Source organism: Colwellia sp. MB02u-14 (assembly GCF_014076915.1).
Lineage (GTDB): Bacteria > Pseudomonadota > Gammaproteobacteria > Enterobacterales > Alteromonadaceae > Colwellia_A.
The window spans coordinates 375,269-396,355 of sequence record NZ_JACGUX010000079.1; the positions used below are offsets into that span (position 1 = coordinate 375,269).

The window sequence follows — 21,087 nt, forward strand, 5'->3', positions numbered from 1 at the left end:
AATCACATGAGCTTTTCAGTTCTCGTTTGTGATGACTCTAATATGGCGCGTAAACAAGTTTTACGAAGCTTACCAGAGCAACTATCTGCCAACGCACAATTAGCAAAAAATGGCCAAGAGGCCGTTGAACTTTTGCGAAGTCAACAATTTGACATCTTATTCCTTGATCTTACTATGCCTGTTTTAGACGGTTTAGGTGTTCTACAAACACTAAAAGATGAAAAAATCACACCAGCAATTTTTGTTATATCTGCTGATATTCAACCAGAAATGCAAAATAAAGTACTTGAACTAGGCGCGAAAGCTTTTATGCGCAAACCTGTTCAATTAGATATCCTTAATACTAATTTGAAAAATCACGGTTTTTTATGAGTGAACTTAATTTAAATGAAGATCAACAAGATTGTTTACAAGAAATAATCAATGTTGCTATGGGTCAAGCAAGTGACCAACTTGCAAGGTTCTTAGACACCTTCGTTTATTTGAAAGTACCCAGTATTGAACAAGTCAGTACGCTTAGTCTTATTGAAACCTTAAGTAATAACGAAAACTCTGCTGCAGTTGTCAGTCAGGGTTTCTTTGGTTATGAAGGTATTCGTGGTGAAGCGTTATTAGTTTATAAACCCAAAGATTCTGATCGTCTTGCCGACTTACTGGGTTATGAACCTGATGAGTTATCAGTGGAAGAACAGATTATTGACTTAAGTTCGATTTTAACAACCACTTTTTTAAATGTTTTTGCTAAGCAAATAGATAACCAAATGTCTTACAGTGCACCGCGTTTATTAGCCGGTTCACAAAGTGCTGTATCGGATCATCTTGCTCAACAATCTTTTAATTGGGATTTAGCATTAAAAGTTAAAATAACGTATCAAGTTACTGACTATTCATTTAATTGCGATATGATTTTGTTTATACCTGAATTGGCAATTAACAACATCAAAGCTGTTATCGACAGAATTTTAGAAGAATTTTAATGTCTCCAAATGATATTTGTACCGATATTACCAACAAAATAAACACCGGTATTTTGATTATTGATAATCAATACAACATTGTATTTTGGAATAGATACTTAGAAATTCATGCGAATAAAAAAACAGATGATGTCGTTGGACATAACCTTTTTCAAATTTTTCCTGAATTACCTCAAAAATGGCTGAAAAGAAAAGTTGAGAGTGTATTTCAATTGAAATCACAATCGTTTTGTTCATGGGAACAAAGACATCACCTTTTTGAATTACCCCATACTCGCCCTATTTCGACAAACAGTCATTTTATGGCACAAAACTGTACATTTCTTCCGCTTGAACGAAAAGATGGAAGTGACAACGTGTGCATCCTTATTGAGGATGTTACCGATGTATGTCATTACCAAACAATGCTCAACAAAACATTAGAAGAGCTTGCACAAGCAAACCGTATTGATGGTCTTACACAAATATTTAATCGTAAGCATTGGGAAGAATGTTTAGAAAAAGAATTTTCTCGTGCTCGTCGATATCAGCATGGTTTAGCACTCATCATGTTCGATTTAGATCATTTCAAATTACTTAATGATACTTACGGACACTTAGGTGGCGACTTGGTGCTGATTGAAACGGCAAGAGTCATTAGCTCACTACTACGTTTAGGTGATTTATTTGGACGTTACGGTGGTGAAGAGTTTGCTATTATTTTGCCAAATACCGATATAGTCGGCGCTTTAGATGTTGCTGAAAGAATTAGAGTCGCTATCAGTAAAAATGTAATTAACTTTCAAGAATCTGAAATAAAAGTTACAGCAAGCGTTGGCGTCGCTGTTATTAGCGAAGACGATAACCGTTACGAAGACTTGATATCGAATACAGACCTTGCCCTATATGATGCTAAAGCTTCTGGAAAAAATATTGTTTGCGTTGCAAAACAGCTTGTTGAAACTTAAAATACTGAATAAAATCTTTTTAATATACAAAAAAAACAACCAATCCCCATTTTTATGAATAAAGTATAACTTTTTATTCATAAATAACTGTTGACAGTAAAACACTGCTCAGGCATTTTATACTCATGAAAACATTTATCCGCCGAATTACCATTATTATTACTATCACCCTCAATGGGATGATGGTCATCGGCTGACGTGTAAAAAACACATTAAATAAAAGCCCGTGACCTTCTAGGTAACGGGTTTTTTTTGTTTTAAGGTTTTAATCATTACAAAACGTTTTGGCTCGCAAAGCATGGTGTAATAAAGAGGAAGTAAAATGCGTGTATTAAAATTTGGCGGTTCGTCTCTAGCATCAGCAGAACGCTTTGTGCAAGTGGCCAAAATCATATCTGACCAAAGTAACGACTCTCCGGTTGCAGTGGTTGTTTCAGCGCCTCAAGGCGTAACAAACCATTTAGTTGCTATGGCAGAAAACATTAGTGATGAAATAAAATTACAAAATGATCTAGAACACTTTAGAAAAGCTATTAATAGTATTATTGAAGATCTTGATGCAACAGTGCCAAATTTTAGTCCATTACACGCAGAAAAAATGCTCGTAAATTGGGATCATAAACTGTCGCGTTATTTGCAAGGCGCGACAATGCTGTCTTATTGTCCAGATCATATCCGAGCAATTATTATCAGCATAGGTGAACGATTAAGTGTTGCCTTACTTGAATCAGTATTAAACACACAAAATATTGAGACATCTGTACTCGTTCCAGAAAATTTTTTAATCACTAATGATGCTTCACTCAATGCCGTTGCAGACTTAGTGTTATCAAAAGAAAACTTTCAACACCATTACAAAAAACTCAATAAAGTCGCCCTAATGCCCGGTTTCATTGGTGTAAATAAACAAGGGCAAGTCACTACGCTTGGCAGAAACGGTTCTGATTATTCTGCAGCCGTTCTCGCTGTTTGCGCTCAAGCGGATTGTTGTGAAATATGGACGGATGTAGACGGGGTTTTTAACGCAGATCCTCGCCTAATTAAAGAAGCAAAATTACTGGATTATTTGTCTTATCAAGAAGCAATGGAACTTTCATACTTTGGTGCTAGTGTGCTGCACCCTAAAACAATTGGCCCCATTGCTCAATTTCATATTCCTTGTTTGATTAAAAATACGGGTAACCCTTCTGCGCCAGGGACATTAATATCGAATGAAGATGACAAAACTAAAAAAGTTAAAGCGATATCTAATCTTGATGACTTAACCATGATTAATGTTTCAGGCCCTGGCATGAAAGGCATGGTTGGCATGGCGAGTCGTGTTTTTGCAACTATGAGCCAAGAAAACATTTCTCTGGTATTAATTAGTCAATCATCAAGCGAATACTGTATCAGTTTTTGTATTCATACCAGTGATGCTGAATTAGCACAACACAGCCTTCAACAAGAGTTTGAATTAGAATTGCTCAACGGTTTACTTGAGCCACTTAAATTACAACACGAGTTATCAATCGTGTCGTTAGTGGGTGATGGAATGCACCATCAACAAGGCGTTGCCGCTAAGTTTTTTAGCTCGTTAGCGCAAGCTCGTGTCAATGTTATTGCCATCGCACAAGACTCGTCTGAGCGAAGTATTTCTGTTGTAGTAGAAAAACGTAAATGTACTGATGCAATGAAAGTCAGTCATCAAAACTTCTTCACCCATAAACCGACTATTGATGTATTTCTTGTTGGCTGTGGGGTTGTTGGAAGTGAACTTATTGCACAAATAGCGCGTCAACAACCTAAACTAAAATCACAAAATATTTCCTTAAAAGTTTATGGTATTGCCAACAGTAAAGGCATGGTCTTTAATAAAGAAGGCGTTGATTTAGAAAACTGGCAAGCAGAAATGAATAATGAATCAGTACTAGTAAGTGTTGAAAGTATAAAGGCGTTTGTCCGTGACAATCATCTGATAAATCCAGTTTTAGTTGATTCAACTTCAAGTGAATCTCTAGCCATGAGTTATGTTAACTACCTTGAAGAAGGTTTTAATATTGTGACACCCAATAAAAAAGCAAATACCGATTCTTGGGAATATTATCAAGCGCTTCGAAGTGCTGCACAAAAAACAAACCGCCGTTTCCTATATGAAACAACCGTGGGTGCAGGCTTACCCGTAATTGACACATTACAAAGCTTAATTAAAGCAGGCGATGAGCTTGTACGTTTTGAAGGCGTACTATCGGGTTCACTTTCTTATATATTTGGTAAGTTAGAAGAGGGTATGACTGTTTCTCAAGCAACCGCTATTGCAAAAGAAAATGGCTTTACAGAACCAGATCCTCGTGATGATTTAAGTGGAATGGACGTTGCCCGTAAGTTATTGATCATGGCACGAGAAGCTGGAATGCAACTAGAATTATCTGACATCTCTATAGAATCAATACTCCCAGAAGATTTTGACGCAAGTGGCGAAGTAAGCGACTTCATGAATAACTTACCAAAAATCGACGATGAATTTTCTCAACGTATTACTCACGCAAAAAGTGAAGGAAAAGTTTTACGTTATATCGGTAATATTGTTGATGGTCAATGTAAAGTAGCCATAGAAGCAGTAGCAACTGACCACCCTCTATATAGTGTTAAAGAGGGTGAAAATGCGTTAGCTATCCATAGCCGTTATTACCAACCATTACCCTTCGTATTACGTGGTTATGGTGCAGGAGCTGCCGTAACAGCTGCTGGCGTTTTTGGTGATTTATTAAGAACATTAGCATGGGAGCAACAACACTAATGGCTCTTTCCGTTTTTGCGCCAGCATCAATTGGTAACCTCAATGTAGGGTTTGATGTATTAGGCTTAGCTGTTAGACCTATTGACGGCACATTACTTGGTGATATAGTTTCTATTGAGTCAGCTGCAGACAATAAACTTATCGTCATCGGTGAATTTGCCAATAAATTGCCGGGTAAGCCAACAGATAATATTGTTTGGCATTGTTTGGTTTTATACAACCAAGCGCTTGCAAAAGCACAGCAACCGATACAGAACGTACAGCTAACATTAGATAAAAAAATGCCAGTTGGTAGTGGGTTAGGGTCAAGCGCATGTTCTGTTGTAGCTGCATTGGTTGCACTCAATGAATATTATCAGCAATATTTTAATGAAAAGACTCTATTGTTCATGATGGGTGAAATGGAAGCAAAAATAAGTGGCAGTTTACACTACGACAATGTCGCTCCTTGCTATCTAGGAGGGCTAAAATTAATGGTGCCCGACAAACAGGTCATTTGCAGAGACTTACCTCAATTTGATGATTGTTATTACGTAATGGCTTATCCTGGCATTAATGTCTCAACAAAAGCAGCACGAGACGTTTTGCCTGCTCAATACAGTCGCGCTGATGCCATTACTTTCAGCCAAAACTTAGCCACTTTTGTTGATGCTTGTCACCGTCATGATAAAGAACAAGCATTTTCAGTGCTTAAAGACGTGATTGCAGAACCATACCGTAAACACTTGTTACCTAAGTTTGAACAATCTAAAATTTATCTCGAAGAGCAAGGCCATTTAGCGATAGGGATTTCAGGCTCAGGACCCACGCTATTTTGTGTCTGCGAATCACTTGAAAAAGCTAATAGCGCTGCACGTTGGTTACAGAAAAATTATTTACAAACAGACTCTGGTTTTGTCCATGTCTGTCAGGCTGATTTAGCGGGTGCGAGTAAATTACCTACTTAGTCACTTTATTAAAAGTAAAAAGAAATTTATTAGGAATATGTTGTGAAATTTTATAATCTAAAAGAAAACGATGAACAAGTCAGTTTTGCAGGTGCCGTAAAGCAAGGACTGGGTAAAAACCAAGGGCTTTTTTTTCCAGAAACAATCCCTGTTTTAGACAATATTGACGAATTACTTGCTATGCCATTGGTAGAAAGAAGCGTACAAGTACTTTACCCTTTTGTTGAAGGTGATTTAACCAAAGCTCAATTAACCGACATTGTCACGAGTGCTTTTAACTTTCCCGCACAAATTCAACCGATCAATAAAGACAGAGCAATACTCGAACTTTTCCATGGCCCAACGCTCGCCTTTAAAGATTTTGGTGCGCGCTTTATGGCTAAATGCTTACAAGTATTTAGCAAAGACAAAAAGATCACCATATTAACAGCAACGTCTGGTGATACAGGTGCTGCTGTTGCCCATGCTTTTCATAACGTTGAAAATATTCGCGTAGTTATCCTATATCCAAAAGGCAAAATCAGCCTGCTACAAGAAAAAATGTTTACGACCTTAGGTGGTAACATCGAAACGCTTGCTATTGATGGCAGTTTTGATGATTGTCAGGCTTTAGTAAAAAAATCATTTGATGATAAAGAGCTCGCCACTACCATAGGATTGAACTCTGCTAACTCAATAAATATAAGCCGCTTATTAGCTCAGGTATGTTACTACTTTGAAGGTTTTGCTCAGTTATCTCGTCAAAAGTGTAAAACGGAGTTGAATGATGTTGTCGTTTCGATTCCCAGTGGTAACTTTGGTAATTTAACCGCAGGCTTATTTGCTAAAGCACTCGGTTTACCAATAAAAAGATTTATTGCAGCAACAAATGCCAACGATACTGTACCTCGTTACCTAAAAACAGGTGAGTGGACACCCCACACTACGGTTGCAACGATTTCAAATGCGATGGATGTTAGCGATCCAAACAACTGGCCACGCGTAGAACATATGCTAAAATCGGGCATTGTACCCCGCGATTGTGTTAACGCTGTATCTATCGACGAAGAGCAAACACAGTCAGCCGTTTTACAGCTTGCTAAGCTTGGTTATATTAGCGAACCACACGCGGCTATTGCCTATAAAGCCTTACAGTACAATGCCAACGAAGACGAATTTGGCGTATTTTTAGGAACAGCACATCCAGCAAAATTTAAAGACGTTGTAGAAAGTATTTTAGGTCAACCTATTGGCTTACCTAAAGAACTTGCTGACTGCGCCAGCGAAACTATTTTATCAAAAGATATGGCCGCTAACTTTAGCGACCTACATGACTATTTATTATTAAACGATCACTGATATCATCATTAATTAAATGGCTATTGCTCTGTTAAAAACACGCTTATAATGGCTGTTAATTTATATTAACGGCCTTTTTTATGACTACGAAGATCAAGCCGCAATGGCAAAAACTCATCAATGAACAACAAGCTAGCCCTTATTTCATTCAATTAAGCCAAGAGATTTCTCAACAAAGAACTGACGGTGAAATTATCTTTCCTGAACAAAGTGATGTATTTAATGCTTTTTGTTATCAAGATCTTAAAGATATTAAAGTCGTTGTTTTAGGTCAAGACCCTTATCACGGAGAAAATCAAGCCCATGGTTTAGCTTTTTCTGTGCAAGCAGCTATCAAAGTTCCTCCCTCTTTAGTTAATATTTATAAAGAACTTGCCAATGAATTCAGTGATTTCAATAAACCCAATCACGGTTGCTTAACGCAGTGGGCAGAGCAAGGTGTTTTATTACTTAATACGGTATTGACAGTAAAAAAGGCACAGGCACACTCTCATGCTAAATTAGGCTGGGAAACGTTTACTGATGCCGTTATAAAAAGCATTAATGAAGAAAACAGGGGGTGTGTGTTTTTACTTTGGGGAGCTCATGCACAAAAAAAGGGGAAAAATATTAATACTGATAAACACTTAGTATTAAATGGTCCGCATCCTTCGCCATTGTCAGCCTACCGAGGTTTTTTTGGCTGTCAGCATTTTTCAAAAGCAAATGAATGGTTATCTTCAAAAAACAGACAAGCGATAAATTGGCATTTAGCCGAAAAATATTAATTTTTACATCACAATATCAAGCCCTTTAAATACGCATAAAAAGGGCTGTTTTTATTCACACGGTTATTTACCCTATTACTTGAATAATCCTAAATTTCTATCTGTAACGGCATCACGCCAACCACCTAGCCATTCTGATTTAGCATCAGTATTTTGATAAGGACATTTTTCTTTCGTTTTACCGGTAAGGCCTGCTTGATAGCCATTAGAATTTGCTCTACCTAGACGATCTCTTTTCTTTCTTTGCATGGTTAACTCTCCGTCATTGCCTTGTTATATATTTTATTACTGTCGAATTAAACAGCACCCGACAATTCAGTTAAGATGAATCAAGAGACTAAATCAAGTTAGGAAAAGGTTAAAAAAGTGCTTAATAATAAATTATTGAGGGATGAAAAAAATTAACTTTTAGATTAAATAAATAAAACAATTTGTTACCGAAAACGTTATTACCTATAAATATTAAAAATTTATTTTTATAAAAAATTATTTTAATGTTCTGGAATACCTAAACCGCTTGAACGTAAAAGAGGTTCTAACATACCTTCAAGACCATTGAGTTTGACTTCATAAATTAATTCCAATTGCTGCCCTAACTTCCCCTCTGGAAAGCCTTTTGATTTAAACCAAACTAAATAAGGCTCTGGCAATTTTAATAAAGGCCTGCCTGTATATTTTCCAAAGGGCATTATTTGATTCACAGCGTCGAGTAAAGCTTGTTGATCTGAAAACATATTTTTCTAACCATTAAATTTTCCAGCGAAGATGATAACCCATAAAGCTTTTGACATCATAAAAGTGTCACACGCTCTATTTATAATCAATACGAAATTATCGACAACTTCACACAAGGAACGGATATGTCCATAGTAAGAAAACGTAGTGCTGCACACAAAGCTTATATTCCTTCAAATGCGCGAGACAACCAATATATTTTAGCTGAATTTGCAGTTACTGATGAATTGATACAGTTAGTTTCTCCAAATATTTCAACTAATAGCGCTCAACCTTACTATAATTTTTATCAAAACTTGTCACAGTTATTATTTACGCTCAGCAATGATTATGAAATAAAAAGTACCTTGTTTATTGCTAACGACAAATTAGTACGTGTTCGCTACAGCCAAGAAATGCATCAATGGCAAACTAATCAGCAAATTTTATTTTATTACGATCCACAAAACCATGAACTACAGAACTCTTTTTTTGATGCCTGTATTCGTGTAAAAAAAATTACGTTGTTATTCTTAGCTTCAGGCGACGATATTCGTTTCAACGCTGCCATATTCCATCAGAAAGTAACAACATTACTTCATAGCTTTTCTGAGCAAATAAATTTACCGAATAAGGCTATTCGCCTGCGTGACCATCAGCATCTCACCTATGATTTATTTGCTAAGAATAAGGGCTGTTTAGGGACACAAGCGCATAAGTTACGCCCCATTTATGACCGTTATAATGCTCATAATGTCGTGATATCACCTGACTGCTCGGCAATCAGTTATGCGGTTATTAACTTAACCATTGATAATCGTTTATTGGGTTTAGTTGATATTGATGCTAATTCTAAAGACCCCTATAATCCACTTTATACCTACTTAACTGATACTTTTTCACTGGTGGCAAAGCGATTTAATTTAAACAACGGCGCCTTAATTGCTAATGGTTTAGTGCCAATTGTTCGTCATAGTTTGCATGAAATAATTTCAAAAATAGGTGAACTACAAATGTTAGGTTATAACCCTAAACAAAGCCCTTGTGGCTTGGTTAGCAAATGGAAGGCGGATGAACTGGTTGATAATGTACAGTTGATTTTTGTTGCTACCACAGAGGATTCACAACATAGCGGATACGGGAGATTTATGAATCAAATAGAGCAAGCCATGCGTTTATTAGCAACAGAGCTTGAAATTCCAATCAATAAAGATGAACTAACCGTAAGGTTTCATCAACATATTGCTTATGACTTTCAAGAATAATGCTTAACGAGCGCCGGTATTAACCGTTGGTTTTTTTTGCAGCTTCCTTTGTAACGTTCTGCGGTGCATTGAAAGCTGACGTGCGGTTGCTGAAACATTACCATTATTAAATTTTAATACCTGTTGAATGTGCTCCCATTCAACTTGCTCAGTTGAAAGCGTTGGCTCATTGTTAATATCTTCCCCTCTATTGAAAGTAGGCATTGAGTGTTTTATAGAAGAATTATTATTTTTAGCTAATGCCGATAACAACGTTTGTGTATCTACCGGTTTAGTGAGGTAATCATCAGCGCCAAGTTTTATTGCGTCAACAGCGGTAGCAATACTCGCAAACCCAGTTAAAAGAATAATGCGACTATGTGGTAGCAATTTTCTCATGGGAGTAATCAAATTCAAGCCACTCTCATGATGAAGCTTCATATCCAGTAATATAAATTCAGGTAACTGACGATGACAAGTCAATAACGCATCATTAATATTATTGGCTAACCAACAGCTATATCCATATTTTTCCATACGCCGTTTAAGCATACTTGCAAAGGCGCTATCGTCTTCAACAATTAATAGTTTCATTCACTTCACTCCTTACATACCATCAGTAATTAAGGGTAATTTTAACGTTACTAAAGCGCCACCATCAAGATGATTGGTTAAGGTTAATCTTCCACCTAATCGCTCTAAACTTGCATGACTCAAAAATACAGCCATACCTAAACCATGCTTGCTATTGACAGGTTTAACGCCTAACTCACTTAACGTTGAGGGAGTAAAACCCCGACCAAAATCACGAATACTTAGCTGCCAGTTTATGTGATCACAGGCACTGGATAGTTCAATTCTATCACTATTATTCATTTTAGTTGCTTGGACGGCATTATTGACTAAATTTAAAATCGCCGGTAATAAAGAGGAATCTGCTAATATTTCTGCGTTTTTACCTAATGGAGACTGATTATTATTAGGTAAAAAATTAGCACTAATCTCTGGGTAATTAAGACTAATATGTTCAGCTACCTGTTTAATAATGTCAGTACAATAAACTACCTTTGATTTTTGCTCTTTTATCTCAAAAACCATTTCACGAAATTCAGCTAAACTTTTACTACAGCGTAATAATTGTAATTGAAGGTCTGCCACCACCGGGTGTTCTGGTAACTCATCACTGAGCTCATCGACCAGTAGCTGTACTGTAGCAATAGGCGTGGCGAGCTGATGCGTTATTTGTGCTGAAGCAACACCTAATGACATGACTTTTTCTTGCTTTAATTGCTCTTCCCGAAAAGCTGCTATCGCTAATTCTTTTTGGGAAATTCTTCGAGCCATTCGCCCAACAACTGTAGCAACGACAATGCTAGAAAATAGAAAGTTAATCCACATACCAATAAAGTGACTTTCCATATTGCCATGCATAACTGACATGGGTAATAACCAAAGTAAAACACTGTAAGAAGCAATAGCTAGTAACGCAACACCTCCTAACATTAGCGGGGGTAATGTTACAGCTGCAATAGCAATAGGGATAAGCAGTAAAGAGACGAAGGCATTAGTTGCTCCACCACTGTAATAAAGAATGAGTGCTAGAAATAAAATATCAGCACAAACTTGCCCAAGTAAAGCAAACTTATCTGCTTCTTTACCCGAACGATAATATAAATAGCTCGCTAAGGTAAATAAAATTTCGCTTAAAATAACAATGATTAACGGTAACCAAGGAAGCTGATATGCCAAAACTACGTTAACAAAAAATATCAATATAAGCTGAATGATAATGACCACACTGCGCAGTAATAGAACCGTGCGAACTTGATTGAATTTTCGAAAAAATAAAGACATAACGTTTGTTCTAGTTAATAGTATGTGTTGATATTACGCTAATTTTGACCTTTAAAACGGATCAAAAGTAGTTTTTTTAAATTTCAAATAAAAACATATAGACATCTAAACGTCTATTGCTGTACAGTTATTTTAATTACATATATTACGGTTAATTTTAATGTCATCACATGAAGAAAAAATCACACTAGCTGGCGGTTGCTTTTGGTGTATTGAAGGGGCATACAACCAATTAATAGGAATTAAATCTGCAATCTCAGGTTATATGGGGGGGAGTGCCGCACTAGCAACCTATGAAGATGTTTGCTTAGGTCAAACGGGTCATGCCGAAGTTGTGCAACTAACTTTTGATAACAGCGCAATTACGAGTCGTGAAATCTTAGAAGTTTTCTTCACACTGCACGATGCCAGTCAGTTAAATCGTCAAGGCAACGATATAGGTACTCAGTATCGTTCAGGAATTTTTTATCACAATAAAGATCAACAGCAAACTGCTAAAGATATTATTAAAGAAGTCGACGCTAGTAATATGTACAGTTCAGCTGTCGTGACCGAAGTGACCAAAGCATCAGTGTTCTTCTCTGGTGAAGACTTACATCAAGACTATTTTAATAACAATCCTGGTAACCCTTATTGCCAAACGGTTGTTTCGCCAAAATTAGCAAAATTTAGAAAAACCTTTGTAGGTAAACTAAAACCTACAGAGACTTAGACTAAATAGATAGCTGATGTAGCTTAAACTTTATATTAAGGCTTCATCAATATTTTTTATCTGGGTATAGGCCACGTTTTAAGTCCCTCCTATAAATAATAAGTGAGACTTTTAATGGTTTACATACCGATGATTAATGACTTAATACATCAAGGTGTATAATTTTATTCAATATTTGTTCGCTAATGGACGCTGTCTGGCAAGGCTTTAACTTGCCAAACAGAAGCGAGGTGTGCTTCTTGGTGGCCTTTATTTAAAACTACAGGAAAGTTTAATGACCAATAAAGTCTTATTCATTTTGGCAGTACTTTGCAGCACTCTAGTTTACCTGATGTTTGATAGTGGTAGCTCAACAAACAGAAATTCGGAAAATCTCCTTGTAAGTAATGAAACAAAAGTAACCAATGATTTAAGCACTTCTAAATTAAATCGCCATGCTATTCAGACCAAAAACACAACGAACACTTTAAGCCTATCAAAATTAGGAACATGTCATTCTGCACTTTATGTATCTGATGTAATGAGTAACCGCACCCAATATAACAATCAATCACTAATTAACTTATTAAATTTTTATAAAAAAAGCGGCTTTAACAACCAAGAAATACGGAATATTTTAATCGATTCAAAACTCTATGATCGCACTGAAGTAGAAACTGCATCCATTTTATTCGAACCACCAATTTATATATCTGAAAAAGTAAACAAAGAACAGTTACTGTACAATTTTAAACAAATAGATAAATTCAAAGGAGATTACCAATCCATAGCTGATGCAGTAAAGGCGGGCGAGTTGGATGTACATATGAACTTGTCTGCTTTTTATGGTCACCCTAAATCTATAATCGAGTTTTTACTTGAGAAAAAAGGAACTTTACCCGATATTTCAATCTTTCAGAGCTTAGTCGACTCTGGTGTACCTATTAGACCCAACACCATATTAAATGCACTTTCTCCGAACGTTGAAACAAATGTTTTATTGCTTATGATTAAGCACTTACCAGATAGTGAACGTAACCATCATTGGAATGAATTTTTTAATGGTGGGGTTAATTATTCTTATACCAGCTTTGCAGCAAAATACTCAAAACAAGAATCTTTAAAGATTATACTAGAAAAGTCTTTGGGTGATCGTTCAGATGCTATAAATGTCCTACTAAAAGATAAAATGCAATATGACCAAAGACCGAAACCGGTAAATATATTACAATTGGCCGAGGATAGTAATATCTTTAATACTAAATTGGATATGTTACTTGAACATGATATTCCTGTTGACGCAGATATATTGTCATCATACCTGAGCAGTAGAGGTTCTTTAAAAGAAGAACAAAAAATAGCATTAAAACAGAAAGTTACAAATACAACTCTAGAAGCATTTGATAAAATAGACGATGACTTACGCAACGCTGTAATTACTTACGCGGAGCGACTTCAAATAGCACAAAAAGCATGGCCAGAATTCATATTCTCTTATGACCCATCATGTAAGAAAATTCCTAAAAATTCTCATTATCGATTTGATAACTTGTTAGAAAAAAAAATCTTGCTCGATTTAATAGCTATAAAGAAAGCTACAGATACAAAACCTATGATTGAGCGAATGAAACTAATGGGTGATATATATGTTGACTGGTATATCAAAAGTTATATTTTTCCTAATATGCCTCTAGAACCAAAAGTTAAAGCCGATAGAACAAGCAAAAAATTCAGAAATACATCAACCTTAATGAATACTAATATTGTTTTAGGGAACTGGTCAAAAATCGGAGATTCGTTAAACAGTAGAAGTATACCTCTAGACTACTTATATCGAAACAATAGGTTTCTTATCGAGATAGGGATACAAGAAAGGGTACCACAAGACATATTATTTGATTGGTTTAGCCTAGGCGTACCAATACATAATTCATCCCTAGATGAATTACTAGCAATACCAGAATACAGTGAGTTTACAATTGATCTTTTAAAAAAAGGAAAGTTAATCAATAAAAGTCATAAATCAGTACTCTTCCAAGCCGTTAGACAAAAGAACATCCAACTAATTAAATTATTGCTTGAGCCAACGTTTGAAAGTGAACCCTTTAATAATAATTTAGGTTTAACAGCACTAGACTGGACATTATTAAATTATAGCTCTGGCATCAAGCCTCTATTAAACTTGTTATTAAAGCAAGAGACTCACTTATCATCTGAGCAAAAGGACTTGTTAACCAAATTAAATAATCTATAAGTTCACTAATCATTTTATTTTTTAATGGCCTAATTATTATCAACTACTTTAAATAATTAGGCCATTAGATATTTAACAAAAAATTGAAGGGTAATATAAGGGCAAACACACATAATAATAAGTAGTCCTGAAGTTTTTGGTTTTCAGTTTACTTCTAATCACAATTAAATTATCGACCTGCCTTTGAGCTTTTAAACCATGTTGAATCAAATTTGCGCATTAAGTAAGAAAGTAGTTCATTCCTATGCTATTTTTCAAATTAAGTAATAAATAAAACTTTGCATTAACTGTTTTATGCAATTAATACATCAAGGTGTATAATTTTCTTCGATATTTATTCGCTAATGGATCGCCATCAGGCAATGCCTTTAGCACATCAAGATATAAATCTTTGCTCGCCGTGTCTGCACTATCTTTTTGCATGAGTCTAAATAATAATACCAACGCTTCTTCATGACGATTAACTTGGCTGTACTGGGCAACAAGTTGATGTTGTAGTTCTATATTATCCGTATCATTTGCGAGTTGAGCTTCTAGCGCTTTAATTTCAGGTGAATCGGCCGCTTGGCTCGCGAGTTCAAGCTTAGCGATAAGTGCATGGTAGTAGCTGTCTTGATCAACCATCATAATCGTGGCTAATAATGACTCAGCTTCCACTATTTTACCTGTTTGCAAATAAACATCCGTCAACATTAATTTAATATCAGCACGTTCACTGTTAAGTTGATAAGCATTATTGATCACGGTAAAAGCATCATTAACATGATTATCTGCTAATAATTTTTGGGCCTGAGTAAGCAGTAAATCTTCTTCTTTAGGTAAATGATTCGCTAAAAACTCTTTGATATGCTCATCGTTTTGTGGCCCAGTTAATCCGTCAAGTGGCTGACCATCTTTCACTAAGATAGCGGTAGGTAGCCCTTGAATACCAAACTGTTGGGCAATTTGTTGCTGAGTTTGACAGTCAACTGTGGCATATAATATATACTCTTCAAAACCTTGTAAGCCATGGGCTAACTTATCTTTTAGCTCTAAACTTTCCGGTACCTGCGCCGCCCAAAAGTCGACTAAGACTAACTTCGTTTTTGATTCGTCTAAAATAACTTGTTGAAAATTTTCTAGGGTAATTTCAATGGCATTTGTAGTCACATTCAGTTCCGTTTAGTTTATTGATGAGCGTCTATAATCTATATTTTGGGGCGATTATAGAAAGCTCAAGTGCCTTAACGCAAAAAGCTGAATTCCAGCAGGAATTCAGCTTTTTGCGTTAAGCGTGATAATAATTAGACTTCGCTCAATAACTCACGAGCAATAATTATTTTTTGAATTTCGCTCGTACCTTCATAAATAGTGGTAATGCGGACATCTCGTGCCATACGCTCTAATGGATATTCTTTAATGTACCCTGCGCCACCCATCAATTGTAATGCGTCGTAACAAGCAATATTGGCTTTTTCAGCAGCAAATAACTTCGCCATAGAAGCTGACTTACCAAACGGTAAGCCTTGTTCTTTTGTGTAAGCCGCTTGCATAAGTAACAGGCGGGCAGCTTCTAAATCAGTGTAACGCTCAGCGAGCTTCCATTGTAAACCTTGGAAATTTGATAATGCTTGGCCAAATTGCTGACGTTCAGTAATAAATGCACGGGCGTAATCCATAGCGGCTAAACCTATACCTAACGCTAATGAGCCAATACCAATACGACCACCAGCAAGTTCGCCAACAGCAACGCCAAAGCCTTTATTTTCTTTCCCCATCATAGCTGATGCAGGTATACGACAATCGTTAAAATTCACTTCATTGGTCGGTGATGCTTTTTGTCCCATTTTGTCTTCAGGTTTGCTTACTGTGATACCTGGCGTGTTTGCTTCCACTAAGAAACATGAAATGCCCTTCCCTTTTCGCGCTGTAGGGTCAGTTACCGCCCAAACGACAAAGATATCGGCAAAGCTAGCACTGGTAATATAAAGTTTACTGCCATTTAACACGTATTCGTTACCATCAAGTACCGCTGAGGTTTTCATACCTGCTGGATCAGAGCCTGCACTATTTTCGGTTAAACAAAAAGCACCTGCTTTATATTCACCACTACAAATTTTAGGTAAATAATTTTGCTTTTGATCCTCATTACCCACCGCTTGAATAACCTCGGCAACCATATTGGTTACTGAAGTAGTAACCGCAGTTGAGGCACAGGCTCTTGCTATTTCGGTTATTGCTAAACTAAAAGCAACCGTACCGGCTTCTACGCCGCCATATTCTGCTTTAATATTTAACCCCATAAAGCCCAGTTCAGTTAGTTGCGCAAGCTTATTGAGAAAAAGTGTTTGATCTTGGGTTTCATCAAGTTCGGCCGCTACAGGAGCTAATTCACTTTCAGCGAATTTTTTTGCCATATCTTGAATCATCATCTGTTCTTCGGTTAATGATAAATTCATTACTTACTCACTTTTGTATTTGTATAGGATGAACATTTGAAAATTATTTCTCATGTAATATCTTTATTATTATTTCTTTTGTGTCTTAACTAAACGATATCAAAATCGATTTAGATCAATTAACCATTATAAACCACAGTAATGCGACGCCAAGTACTAACCGGTAGATGACAAATGGCATCATACCTACTTTTTCAAGTAATATGAGAAAGTAATGAATACAGGCATAAGCACTAAAAAAAGCTAACACACTGCCTAACCCGATAGCGTTCCAGTCAACAGGACCCGTTTCAGTAATTAATTTTAGCGTTAAATAACTCCCCGCCATAGCAATAGCAGGAATGGAGAGTAAAAAAGAAAATCGTGCGGCATTTTCTCGGCTTAAACCTAACATCAAACCAATGGTCATCGTGATACCTGAACGCGATGTACCAGGAATTAATGCGACAGCTTGTGCCAAACCAATGAGCATGGCACCTTTAAACCCTAACTTTTCAAAATCAATATGCTCAGTCGTTTTTCTTTTACCCGCTCTAATATCAGCATAGCCAAGTAAAAAGCCAAAAATCAAGGTGGTAGCAGCAATCACCGCGGCAGTTCGCAAATGCGCTTCAATAAAGTCTTTGCCAAGTAAACCAAAGATACCTAATGGGATAGTGGCAAATAATATCCACCAAGCAAGCTTGCCATCAAAGCGGGTATTATCTCCCTTAATACTGCCAACCCAAGCAACCGCCATATTGGCAACGTCTTTACGAAAATATAAAACAACAGCAAGTAACGTCCCCACATGTAAAGCAACATCGAGAGCTAAACCTTGGTCTTTCCAGCCTAAAACAGCTGATGGCAAGATTAAATGTGCTGAACTTGATACGGGTAAAAACTCCGTTAATCCTTGTAAAATAGCTAAAATAAATATTTCTGTAATGGTCATTGCTTATTATATTCCTTATGTATAATTCAATTTTTTAATATTTAACTTTTATAATTGGCTTGACCACGAAAAGTCTACTGTGGTTATTTGTTGTTGTGTTTTATCGTAAGCTTGCCAAAGTTGTTGGTACGATTTTTTTAAAATGGGGTGTTTAAGATCTGGGGCTACTTCAGCCAATGGCCATAAAACAAAGGCATTCTCGGTGATTTCGGCACGTGGAATTTGTGCTGGAGTGTTTAACACTAAATCGTCAAACAGTAATAAATCTAAATCTAAGGTGCGTGGGCTATATTTTTTAGCATCAATTTCTCGACCGTTGTTAAGCTCAATTTCGCGGAGTGCTTTAGCAACTTGTACTATATTAAGTTTGGTCGTCGCACCGATCACCATATTATAAAATTCCGCACCGTCGAATCCTACGGCTTGACTAGCAAATAAAGATGATAGCGTTAACTCACCCAGTAGCGCTTCAAGGGCAGTCAATCCTCTCTGTAAATAGTGCTGACGGTCGACATTACTGCCAAGCGAAATATATAAACGCGCCATTACCCATGATTACTGTTATTTGATTGGCTACCACGTTCAATTTCAACACCAACTGTGATGGCATTATGCACAGCATTAGGCTTTCCAACTTTCAACTTAAGCCAAGGGATATGATAAGTTTCCATTAGAAACTTAGCTAAACGCTCGGCTAATGTTTCAAGCAAATCTACAGGGTTTTTATTAGCAAACTCAGCAATTTTTATTGATATTTCAGCGTAGTCGAGTGTTTTAGCTAACTCATCATTTTCAGCGGCTCTAGCGGTATCCCAGCCCATCACTAGATCAATCACTAAAGTTTGTTTGATCCCTTTTTCCCATTCGAAAAAACCTATGGTGGTTTGAATGCTCAAGCCTTCAATATAAACTTTATCCATTGACGTATACTCATTCTTTAATGAAACAACTAAAAATAGAGGCCGATTTTACCTGTGCAAAACTATAAAAACTAGGGTTCACTGATCAATTAATATTTTTTATTGCTATACATGTAAAAAAACTTATTTGCATTGCGATTACGACACGCTAGAATATCAAAAGTTATTAAAATATTTGTGATAAACCGTATATATTTTAATAATGTACTAGGAGGTTTTTTATTAGCGCTTTATTAATAACACTGATGATTATGATTGCTGCCTATTTAGTCGGCTCGATTTCTAGTGCTATTTTATTGTGTAAATTATTTAATCTACCAGACCCTCGAACTGCAGGCTCAAACAACCCCGGCGCAACCAATGTTTTGCGCATAAGTAATAAATATATCGCTGCATTGGTACTTACCTTTGATGTTCTCAAAGGGACTATTCCGGTGTGGAGCGCATATTTCCTTGGCTTAGCCCCCCTTAATTTAGGACTTATCGCACTTGCTGCTTGTTTGGGGCATATGTACCCGATATTTTTTAACTTTAAAGGCGGGAAAGCGGTTGCAACGGCACTTGGCGTTTTACTCCCTATTGGTTTAGATTTAGGCGGCCTGCTAATTTTGACTTGGGTAAGTGTGATATATTTTACGCGGTATTCAAGTTTAGCCGCGATTGTTACGGTATCTCTGGCTCCTTTTTATATTTGGCTACTAAAACCTTTATATATGTATCCGGTCATGATGTTATCGGTGTTAATTATATTTCGCCACAAAGATAATATTTGGCGTTTAATTAAAGGACATGAAAGTAAGGTTTCTTTTACTAAAACCCAGTAAATCATTCGTTGAACCGCATGGTTACTTTCGGTAACTGCTCTTACATTCCCCTAATGTCCTACCGCGGCTTAGCCACCTTGTAAAATCAAAATTAGTGGCGTGTACAACTACTGAATGCAAAAGGCAGGGTCACTCAGGCAACAAAACCAAGAGTGACTATATTTAGTTAATGTTACTTAAACAGCAGGTAAAGTATCTAATGGCCAACGAGGCGTGGCTTTAAACGATAAATCTGCGTCAGTTCCGGCTTTTAAACGTTGTAAACCTGCATAAGCGATCATCGCACCGTTATCTGTACAAAACTCAGGACGTGGATAAAAAACTTCGCCGCCAAGCTGCTTAGTGATTTGCCCTAATTTTTCTCGAAGAGACGTGTTGGCACTAACGCCACCAGCAATCACTAAGCGCTTTAACTCACATTGCTGCAAAGCTCGGCGACATTTTATTACTAACGTATCAACAACCGCTTCTTGGAATGCATAAGCAACATCAGCATGGGTTTGCTCATCCATACCATCATTGCCTTGTGCTTTTTGTAACGCTATTTCTTTGCGAATAACCGTACCGGCAGCTGTTTTTAAACCACTAAAACTAAAATCTAAACCAGGACGGTCGGTCATAGGGCGTGGTAACTTGAAACGTCCTTGGGTGCCTTTTTCAGCCATTTTAGACAACGCTGGTCCACCTGGGTAGTCAAGCCCGAGTAGTTTTGCGGTTTTATCGAATGCTTCACCGGCGGCATCATCAACCGATTCACCTAACATTTCATATTGACCAATACCGTCAACACGCACGAGCATGGTATGTCCACCAGAAACGAGCAAAGCAACAAAAGGAAATTCGGGTACATTTTCTTCTAACATGGGTGCCAATAAATGCCCTTCCATATGATGAACAGGCACGGCAGGTAGACCCCAACCATAGGCTAAACTTCTGCCAATTGAACAGCCAACTAATAAAGCCCCAACTAACCCAGGCCCTGCAGTATAAGCAACACCGTCTAAATCAGCAGGAGTTAAATTTGCCTCTTTTAAGACTTCTTTAATTAGTGGGATAGTTTTACGGACATGATCTCGTGACGCTAATTCAGGAACGACGCCGCCATAGTCAGCATGAACAGCAATTTGGCTATATAAACGATGCGCAACGATACCTTCGGGTAAATCACCTTCGCCGTCGTCATAAATAGCAATGCCTGTTTCATCGCAAGATGTTTCTATACCTAAAATTCGCATAATACCCTTAACCTAAAAATCTAAATAACGTTTACTTTCATTTTATCGAGCGATTTTAACGCCCCCTATGTAAGTATTATACCCATTTGATTAAGGTTTTGATCTACTTTTTTATGAAAAAACAGATAAAGGTAAACGAAGTTTTTATTCATTTTAGCTATTTAAAATGAGCAGATATATAATAAAACCAGTATTAAATTAACTAATTTTAGTTTTAGAAAATA

Annotated in this window: 21 protein-coding genes; 11 read left to right on the plus strand and 10 right to left on the minus strand. The window is 36.8% G+C overall.

Features of this window, described 5'->3' with window-relative positions; all coding sequences use genetic code 11:
- The first annotated feature begins 6 nt into the window (after nucleotides 1-6).
- From H4J52_RS12010 to ung, 7 genes are all read left to right on the plus strand, one after another.
- On the plus strand, nucleotides 7-372 hold the full coding sequence (locus H4J52_RS12010) for a response regulator (RefSeq protein WP_182224770.1): 366 nt from the start codon (nucleotides 7-9) through the stop codon (nucleotides 370-372).
- Nucleotides 369-977, plus strand: coding sequence for a chemotaxis protein (locus tag H4J52_RS12015; protein ID WP_182177190.1), 609 nt, complete (start codon nucleotides 369-371; stop codon nucleotides 975-977). Before H4J52_RS12010 ends, H4J52_RS12015 begins: the two co-directional genes overlap by 4 nt.
- Nucleotides 977-1,924: a sensor domain-containing diguanylate cyclase gene (locus H4J52_RS12020; protein WP_182224772.1), complete on the plus strand. Its 948-nt coding sequence runs from the start codon at nucleotides 977-979 to the stop codon at nucleotides 1,922-1,924. Before H4J52_RS12015 ends, H4J52_RS12020 begins: the two co-directional genes overlap by 1 nt.
- Nucleotides 1,925-2,246: 322 nt before the next feature.
- The gene (gene thrA / locus H4J52_RS12025) at nucleotides 2,247-4,703 is read left to right on the plus strand and encodes a bifunctional aspartate kinase/homoserine dehydrogenase I (RefSeq protein WP_182224774.1); all 2,457 of its coding nucleotides are present in this window, start codon (nucleotides 2,247-2,249) and stop codon (nucleotides 4,701-4,703) included.
- Nucleotides 4,703-5,650, plus strand: a complete 948-nt coding sequence (thrB, locus tag H4J52_RS12030; RefSeq protein WP_182177193.1) for a homoserine kinase — start codon at nucleotides 4,703-4,705, stop codon at nucleotides 5,648-5,650. Before thrA ends, thrB begins: the two co-directional genes overlap by 1 nt.
- A 42-nt stretch (nucleotides 5,651-5,692) precedes the next feature.
- Complete coding sequence (gene thrC, locus H4J52_RS12035) at nucleotides 5,693-6,988, plus strand: threonine synthase (RefSeq protein WP_182177194.1); 1,296 nt, start codon at nucleotides 5,693-5,695, stop codon at nucleotides 6,986-6,988.
- 80 nt (nucleotides 6,989-7,068) lie between these two features.
- On the plus strand, nucleotides 7,069-7,755 hold the full coding sequence (ung, locus tag H4J52_RS12040) for a uracil-DNA glycosylase (RefSeq protein ID WP_182177195.1): 687 nt from the start codon (nucleotides 7,069-7,071) through the stop codon (nucleotides 7,753-7,755).
- Nucleotides 7,756-7,830: 75 nt separating this feature from the next.
- Here ung and rmf read toward each other — a convergent pair whose 3' ends face one another.
- Together rmf and H4J52_RS12050 are read right to left on the minus strand one after the other, a co-directional pair.
- On the minus strand, nucleotides 7,831-8,004 hold the full coding sequence (gene rmf / locus H4J52_RS12045; protein ID WP_182177196.1) for a ribosome modulation factor: 174 nt from the start codon (nucleotides 8,002-8,004) through the stop codon (nucleotides 7,831-7,833).
- A gap of 242 nt (nucleotides 8,005-8,246) precedes the next feature.
- The gene (locus H4J52_RS12050; protein WP_182177197.1) at nucleotides 8,247-8,489 is read right to left on the minus strand and encodes a DUF3820 family protein; all 243 of its coding nucleotides are present in this window, start codon (nucleotides 8,487-8,489) and stop codon (nucleotides 8,247-8,249) included.
- Between the two features lie 126 nt (nucleotides 8,490-8,615).
- Here H4J52_RS12050 and H4J52_RS12055 point away from each other — a divergent pair, with 126 nt between their 5' ends.
- Entirely contained in the window at nucleotides 8,616-9,734 is a 1,119-nt protein-coding gene (locus tag H4J52_RS12055) for a DUF3083 family protein (protein ID WP_182224776.1), read from the plus strand.
- 3 nt (nucleotides 9,735-9,737) lie between these two features.
- Here H4J52_RS12055 and H4J52_RS12060 read toward each other — a convergent pair whose 3' ends face one another.
- Both H4J52_RS12060 and H4J52_RS12065 read right to left on the minus strand, forming a co-directional pair.
- Complete coding sequence (locus tag H4J52_RS12060; RefSeq protein ID WP_182177199.1) at nucleotides 9,738-10,307, minus strand: response regulator transcription factor; 570 nt, start codon at nucleotides 10,305-10,307, stop codon at nucleotides 9,738-9,740.
- A 12-nt stretch (nucleotides 10,308-10,319) separates the two neighbouring features.
- A complete protein-coding gene (locus H4J52_RS12065; RefSeq protein WP_182224778.1) occupies nucleotides 10,320-11,567 on the minus strand; it encodes a HAMP domain-containing sensor histidine kinase in 1,248 nt (415 codons plus the stop codon).
- Nucleotides 11,568-11,727: 160 nt separating this feature from the next.
- Here H4J52_RS12065 and msrA point away from each other — a divergent pair, with 160 nt between their 5' ends.
- Entirely contained in the window at nucleotides 11,728-12,279 is a 552-nt protein-coding gene (gene msrA, locus H4J52_RS12070) for a peptide-methionine (S)-S-oxide reductase MsrA (protein ID WP_182224780.1), read from the plus strand.
- Nucleotides 12,280-12,553: 274 nt separating this feature from the next.
- Complete coding sequence (locus H4J52_RS12075) at nucleotides 12,554-14,512, plus strand: hypothetical protein (RefSeq protein ID WP_182177202.1); 1,959 nt, start codon at nucleotides 12,554-12,556, stop codon at nucleotides 14,510-14,512.
- A 300-nt stretch (nucleotides 14,513-14,812) separates the two neighbouring features.
- Here H4J52_RS12075 and H4J52_RS12080 read toward each other — a convergent pair whose 3' ends face one another.
- The 5 genes from H4J52_RS12080 to folB all read right to left on the minus strand — a co-directional run bounded on the left by H4J52_RS12080 (nucleotide 14,813) and on the right by folB (nucleotide 18,804).
- Nucleotides 14,813-15,661, minus strand: a complete 849-nt coding sequence (locus tag H4J52_RS12080; protein WP_182223610.1) for a tetratricopeptide repeat protein — start codon at nucleotides 15,659-15,661, stop codon at nucleotides 14,813-14,815.
- 134 nt (nucleotides 15,662-15,795) lie between these two features.
- Nucleotides 15,796-16,950: an acyl-CoA dehydrogenase family protein gene (locus H4J52_RS12085; protein ID WP_182177204.1), complete on the minus strand. Its 1,155-nt coding sequence runs from the start codon at nucleotides 16,948-16,950 to the stop codon at nucleotides 15,796-15,798.
- A gap of 115 nt (nucleotides 16,951-17,065) precedes the next feature.
- The gene (locus tag H4J52_RS12090; protein WP_182177205.1) at nucleotides 17,066-17,884 is read right to left on the minus strand and encodes an undecaprenyl-diphosphate phosphatase; all 819 of its coding nucleotides are present in this window, start codon (nucleotides 17,882-17,884) and stop codon (nucleotides 17,066-17,068) included.
- Between the two features lie 48 nt (nucleotides 17,885-17,932).
- Complete coding sequence (gene folK / locus H4J52_RS12095) at nucleotides 17,933-18,430, minus strand: 2-amino-4-hydroxy-6-hydroxymethyldihydropteridine diphosphokinase (protein WP_182177206.1); 498 nt, start codon at nucleotides 18,428-18,430, stop codon at nucleotides 17,933-17,935.
- Complete coding sequence (gene folB, locus H4J52_RS12100; protein WP_182224782.1) at nucleotides 18,430-18,804, minus strand: dihydroneopterin aldolase; 375 nt, start codon at nucleotides 18,802-18,804, stop codon at nucleotides 18,430-18,432. Before folB ends, folK begins: the two co-directional genes overlap by 1 nt.
- Before the next feature lie 245 nt (nucleotides 18,805-19,049).
- On the opposite strand from folB, the gene plsY reads away from it, so the two are divergent.
- On the plus strand, nucleotides 19,050-19,628 hold the full coding sequence (gene plsY / locus H4J52_RS12105) for a glycerol-3-phosphate 1-O-acyltransferase PlsY (RefSeq protein WP_182177208.1): 579 nt from the start codon (nucleotides 19,050-19,052) through the stop codon (nucleotides 19,626-19,628).
- A 176-nt stretch (nucleotides 19,629-19,804) separates the two neighbouring features.
- Here the strand turns inward: plsY and tsaD are convergent, their stop codons facing one another.
- The gene (tsaD, locus tag H4J52_RS12110) at nucleotides 19,805-20,863 is read right to left on the minus strand and encodes a tRNA (adenosine(37)-N6)-threonylcarbamoyltransferase complex transferase subunit TsaD (RefSeq protein WP_182177209.1); all 1,059 of its coding nucleotides are present in this window, start codon (nucleotides 20,861-20,863) and stop codon (nucleotides 19,805-19,807) included.
- Nucleotides 20,864-21,087 lie beyond the last annotated feature (224 nt).

Bases quoted from the DNA above. Each gene is read 5' to 3' on its own strand.
- thrA (WP_182224774.1), top strand. From the start codon at position 2,247: ATGCGTGTATTAAAATTTGGCGGTTCGTCTCTAGCATCAGCAGAACGC.
- H4J52_RS12065 (WP_182224778.1), bottom strand. From the start codon at position 11,567: ATGTCTTTATTTTTTCGAAAATTCAATCAAGTTCGCACGGTTCTATTA.
- H4J52_RS12020 (WP_182224772.1), top strand. From the start codon at position 977: ATGTCTCCAAATGATATTTGTACCGATATTACCAACAAAATAAACACC.
- tsaD (WP_182177209.1), bottom strand. From the start codon at position 20,863: ATGCGAATTTTAGGTATAGAAACATCTTGCGATGAAACAGGCATTGCT.
- H4J52_RS12075 (WP_182177202.1), top strand. From the start codon at position 12,554: ATGACCAATAAAGTCTTATTCATTTTGGCAGTACTTTGCAGCACTCTA.
- H4J52_RS12055 (WP_182224776.1), top strand. From the start codon at position 8,616: ATGTCCATAGTAAGAAAACGTAGTGCTGCACACAAAGCTTATATTCCT.
- ung (WP_182177195.1), top strand. From the start codon at position 7,069: ATGACTACGAAGATCAAGCCGCAATGGCAAAAACTCATCAATGAACAA.
- H4J52_RS12090 (WP_182177205.1), bottom strand. From the start codon at position 17,884: ATGACCATTACAGAAATATTTATTTTAGCTATTTTACAAGGATTAACG.
- H4J52_RS12060 (WP_182177199.1), bottom strand. From the start codon at position 10,307: ATGAAACTATTAATTGTTGAAGACGATAGCGCCTTTGCAAGTATGCTT.
- H4J52_RS12085 (WP_182177204.1), bottom strand. From the start codon at position 16,950: ATGAATTTATCATTAACCGAAGAACAGATGATGATTCAAGATATGGCA.
- H4J52_RS12050 (WP_182177197.1), bottom strand. From the start codon at position 8,489: ATGTTTTCAGATCAACAAGCTTTACTCGACGCTGTGAATCAAATAATG.
- H4J52_RS12015 (WP_182177190.1), top strand. From the start codon at position 369: ATGAGTGAACTTAATTTAAATGAAGATCAACAAGATTGTTTACAAGAA.
- folB (WP_182224782.1), bottom strand. From the start codon at position 18,804: ATGGATAAAGTTTATATTGAAGGCTTGAGCATTCAAACCACCATAGGT.
- thrB (WP_182177193.1), top strand. From the start codon at position 4,703: ATGGCTCTTTCCGTTTTTGCGCCAGCATCAATTGGTAACCTCAATGTA.
- rmf (WP_182177196.1), bottom strand. From the start codon at position 8,004: ATGCAAAGAAAGAAAAGAGATCGTCTAGGTAGAGCAAATTCTAATGGC.
- msrA (WP_182224780.1), top strand. From the start codon at position 11,728: ATGTCATCACATGAAGAAAAAATCACACTAGCTGGCGGTTGCTTTTGG.
- folK (WP_182177206.1), bottom strand. From the start codon at position 18,430: ATGGCGCGTTTATATATTTCGCTTGGCAGTAATGTCGACCGTCAGCAC.
- plsY (WP_182177208.1), top strand. From the start codon at position 19,050: ATGATTATGATTGCTGCCTATTTAGTCGGCTCGATTTCTAGTGCTATT.
- H4J52_RS12010 (WP_182224770.1), top strand. From the start codon at position 7: ATGAGCTTTTCAGTTCTCGTTTGTGATGACTCTAATATGGCGCGTAAA.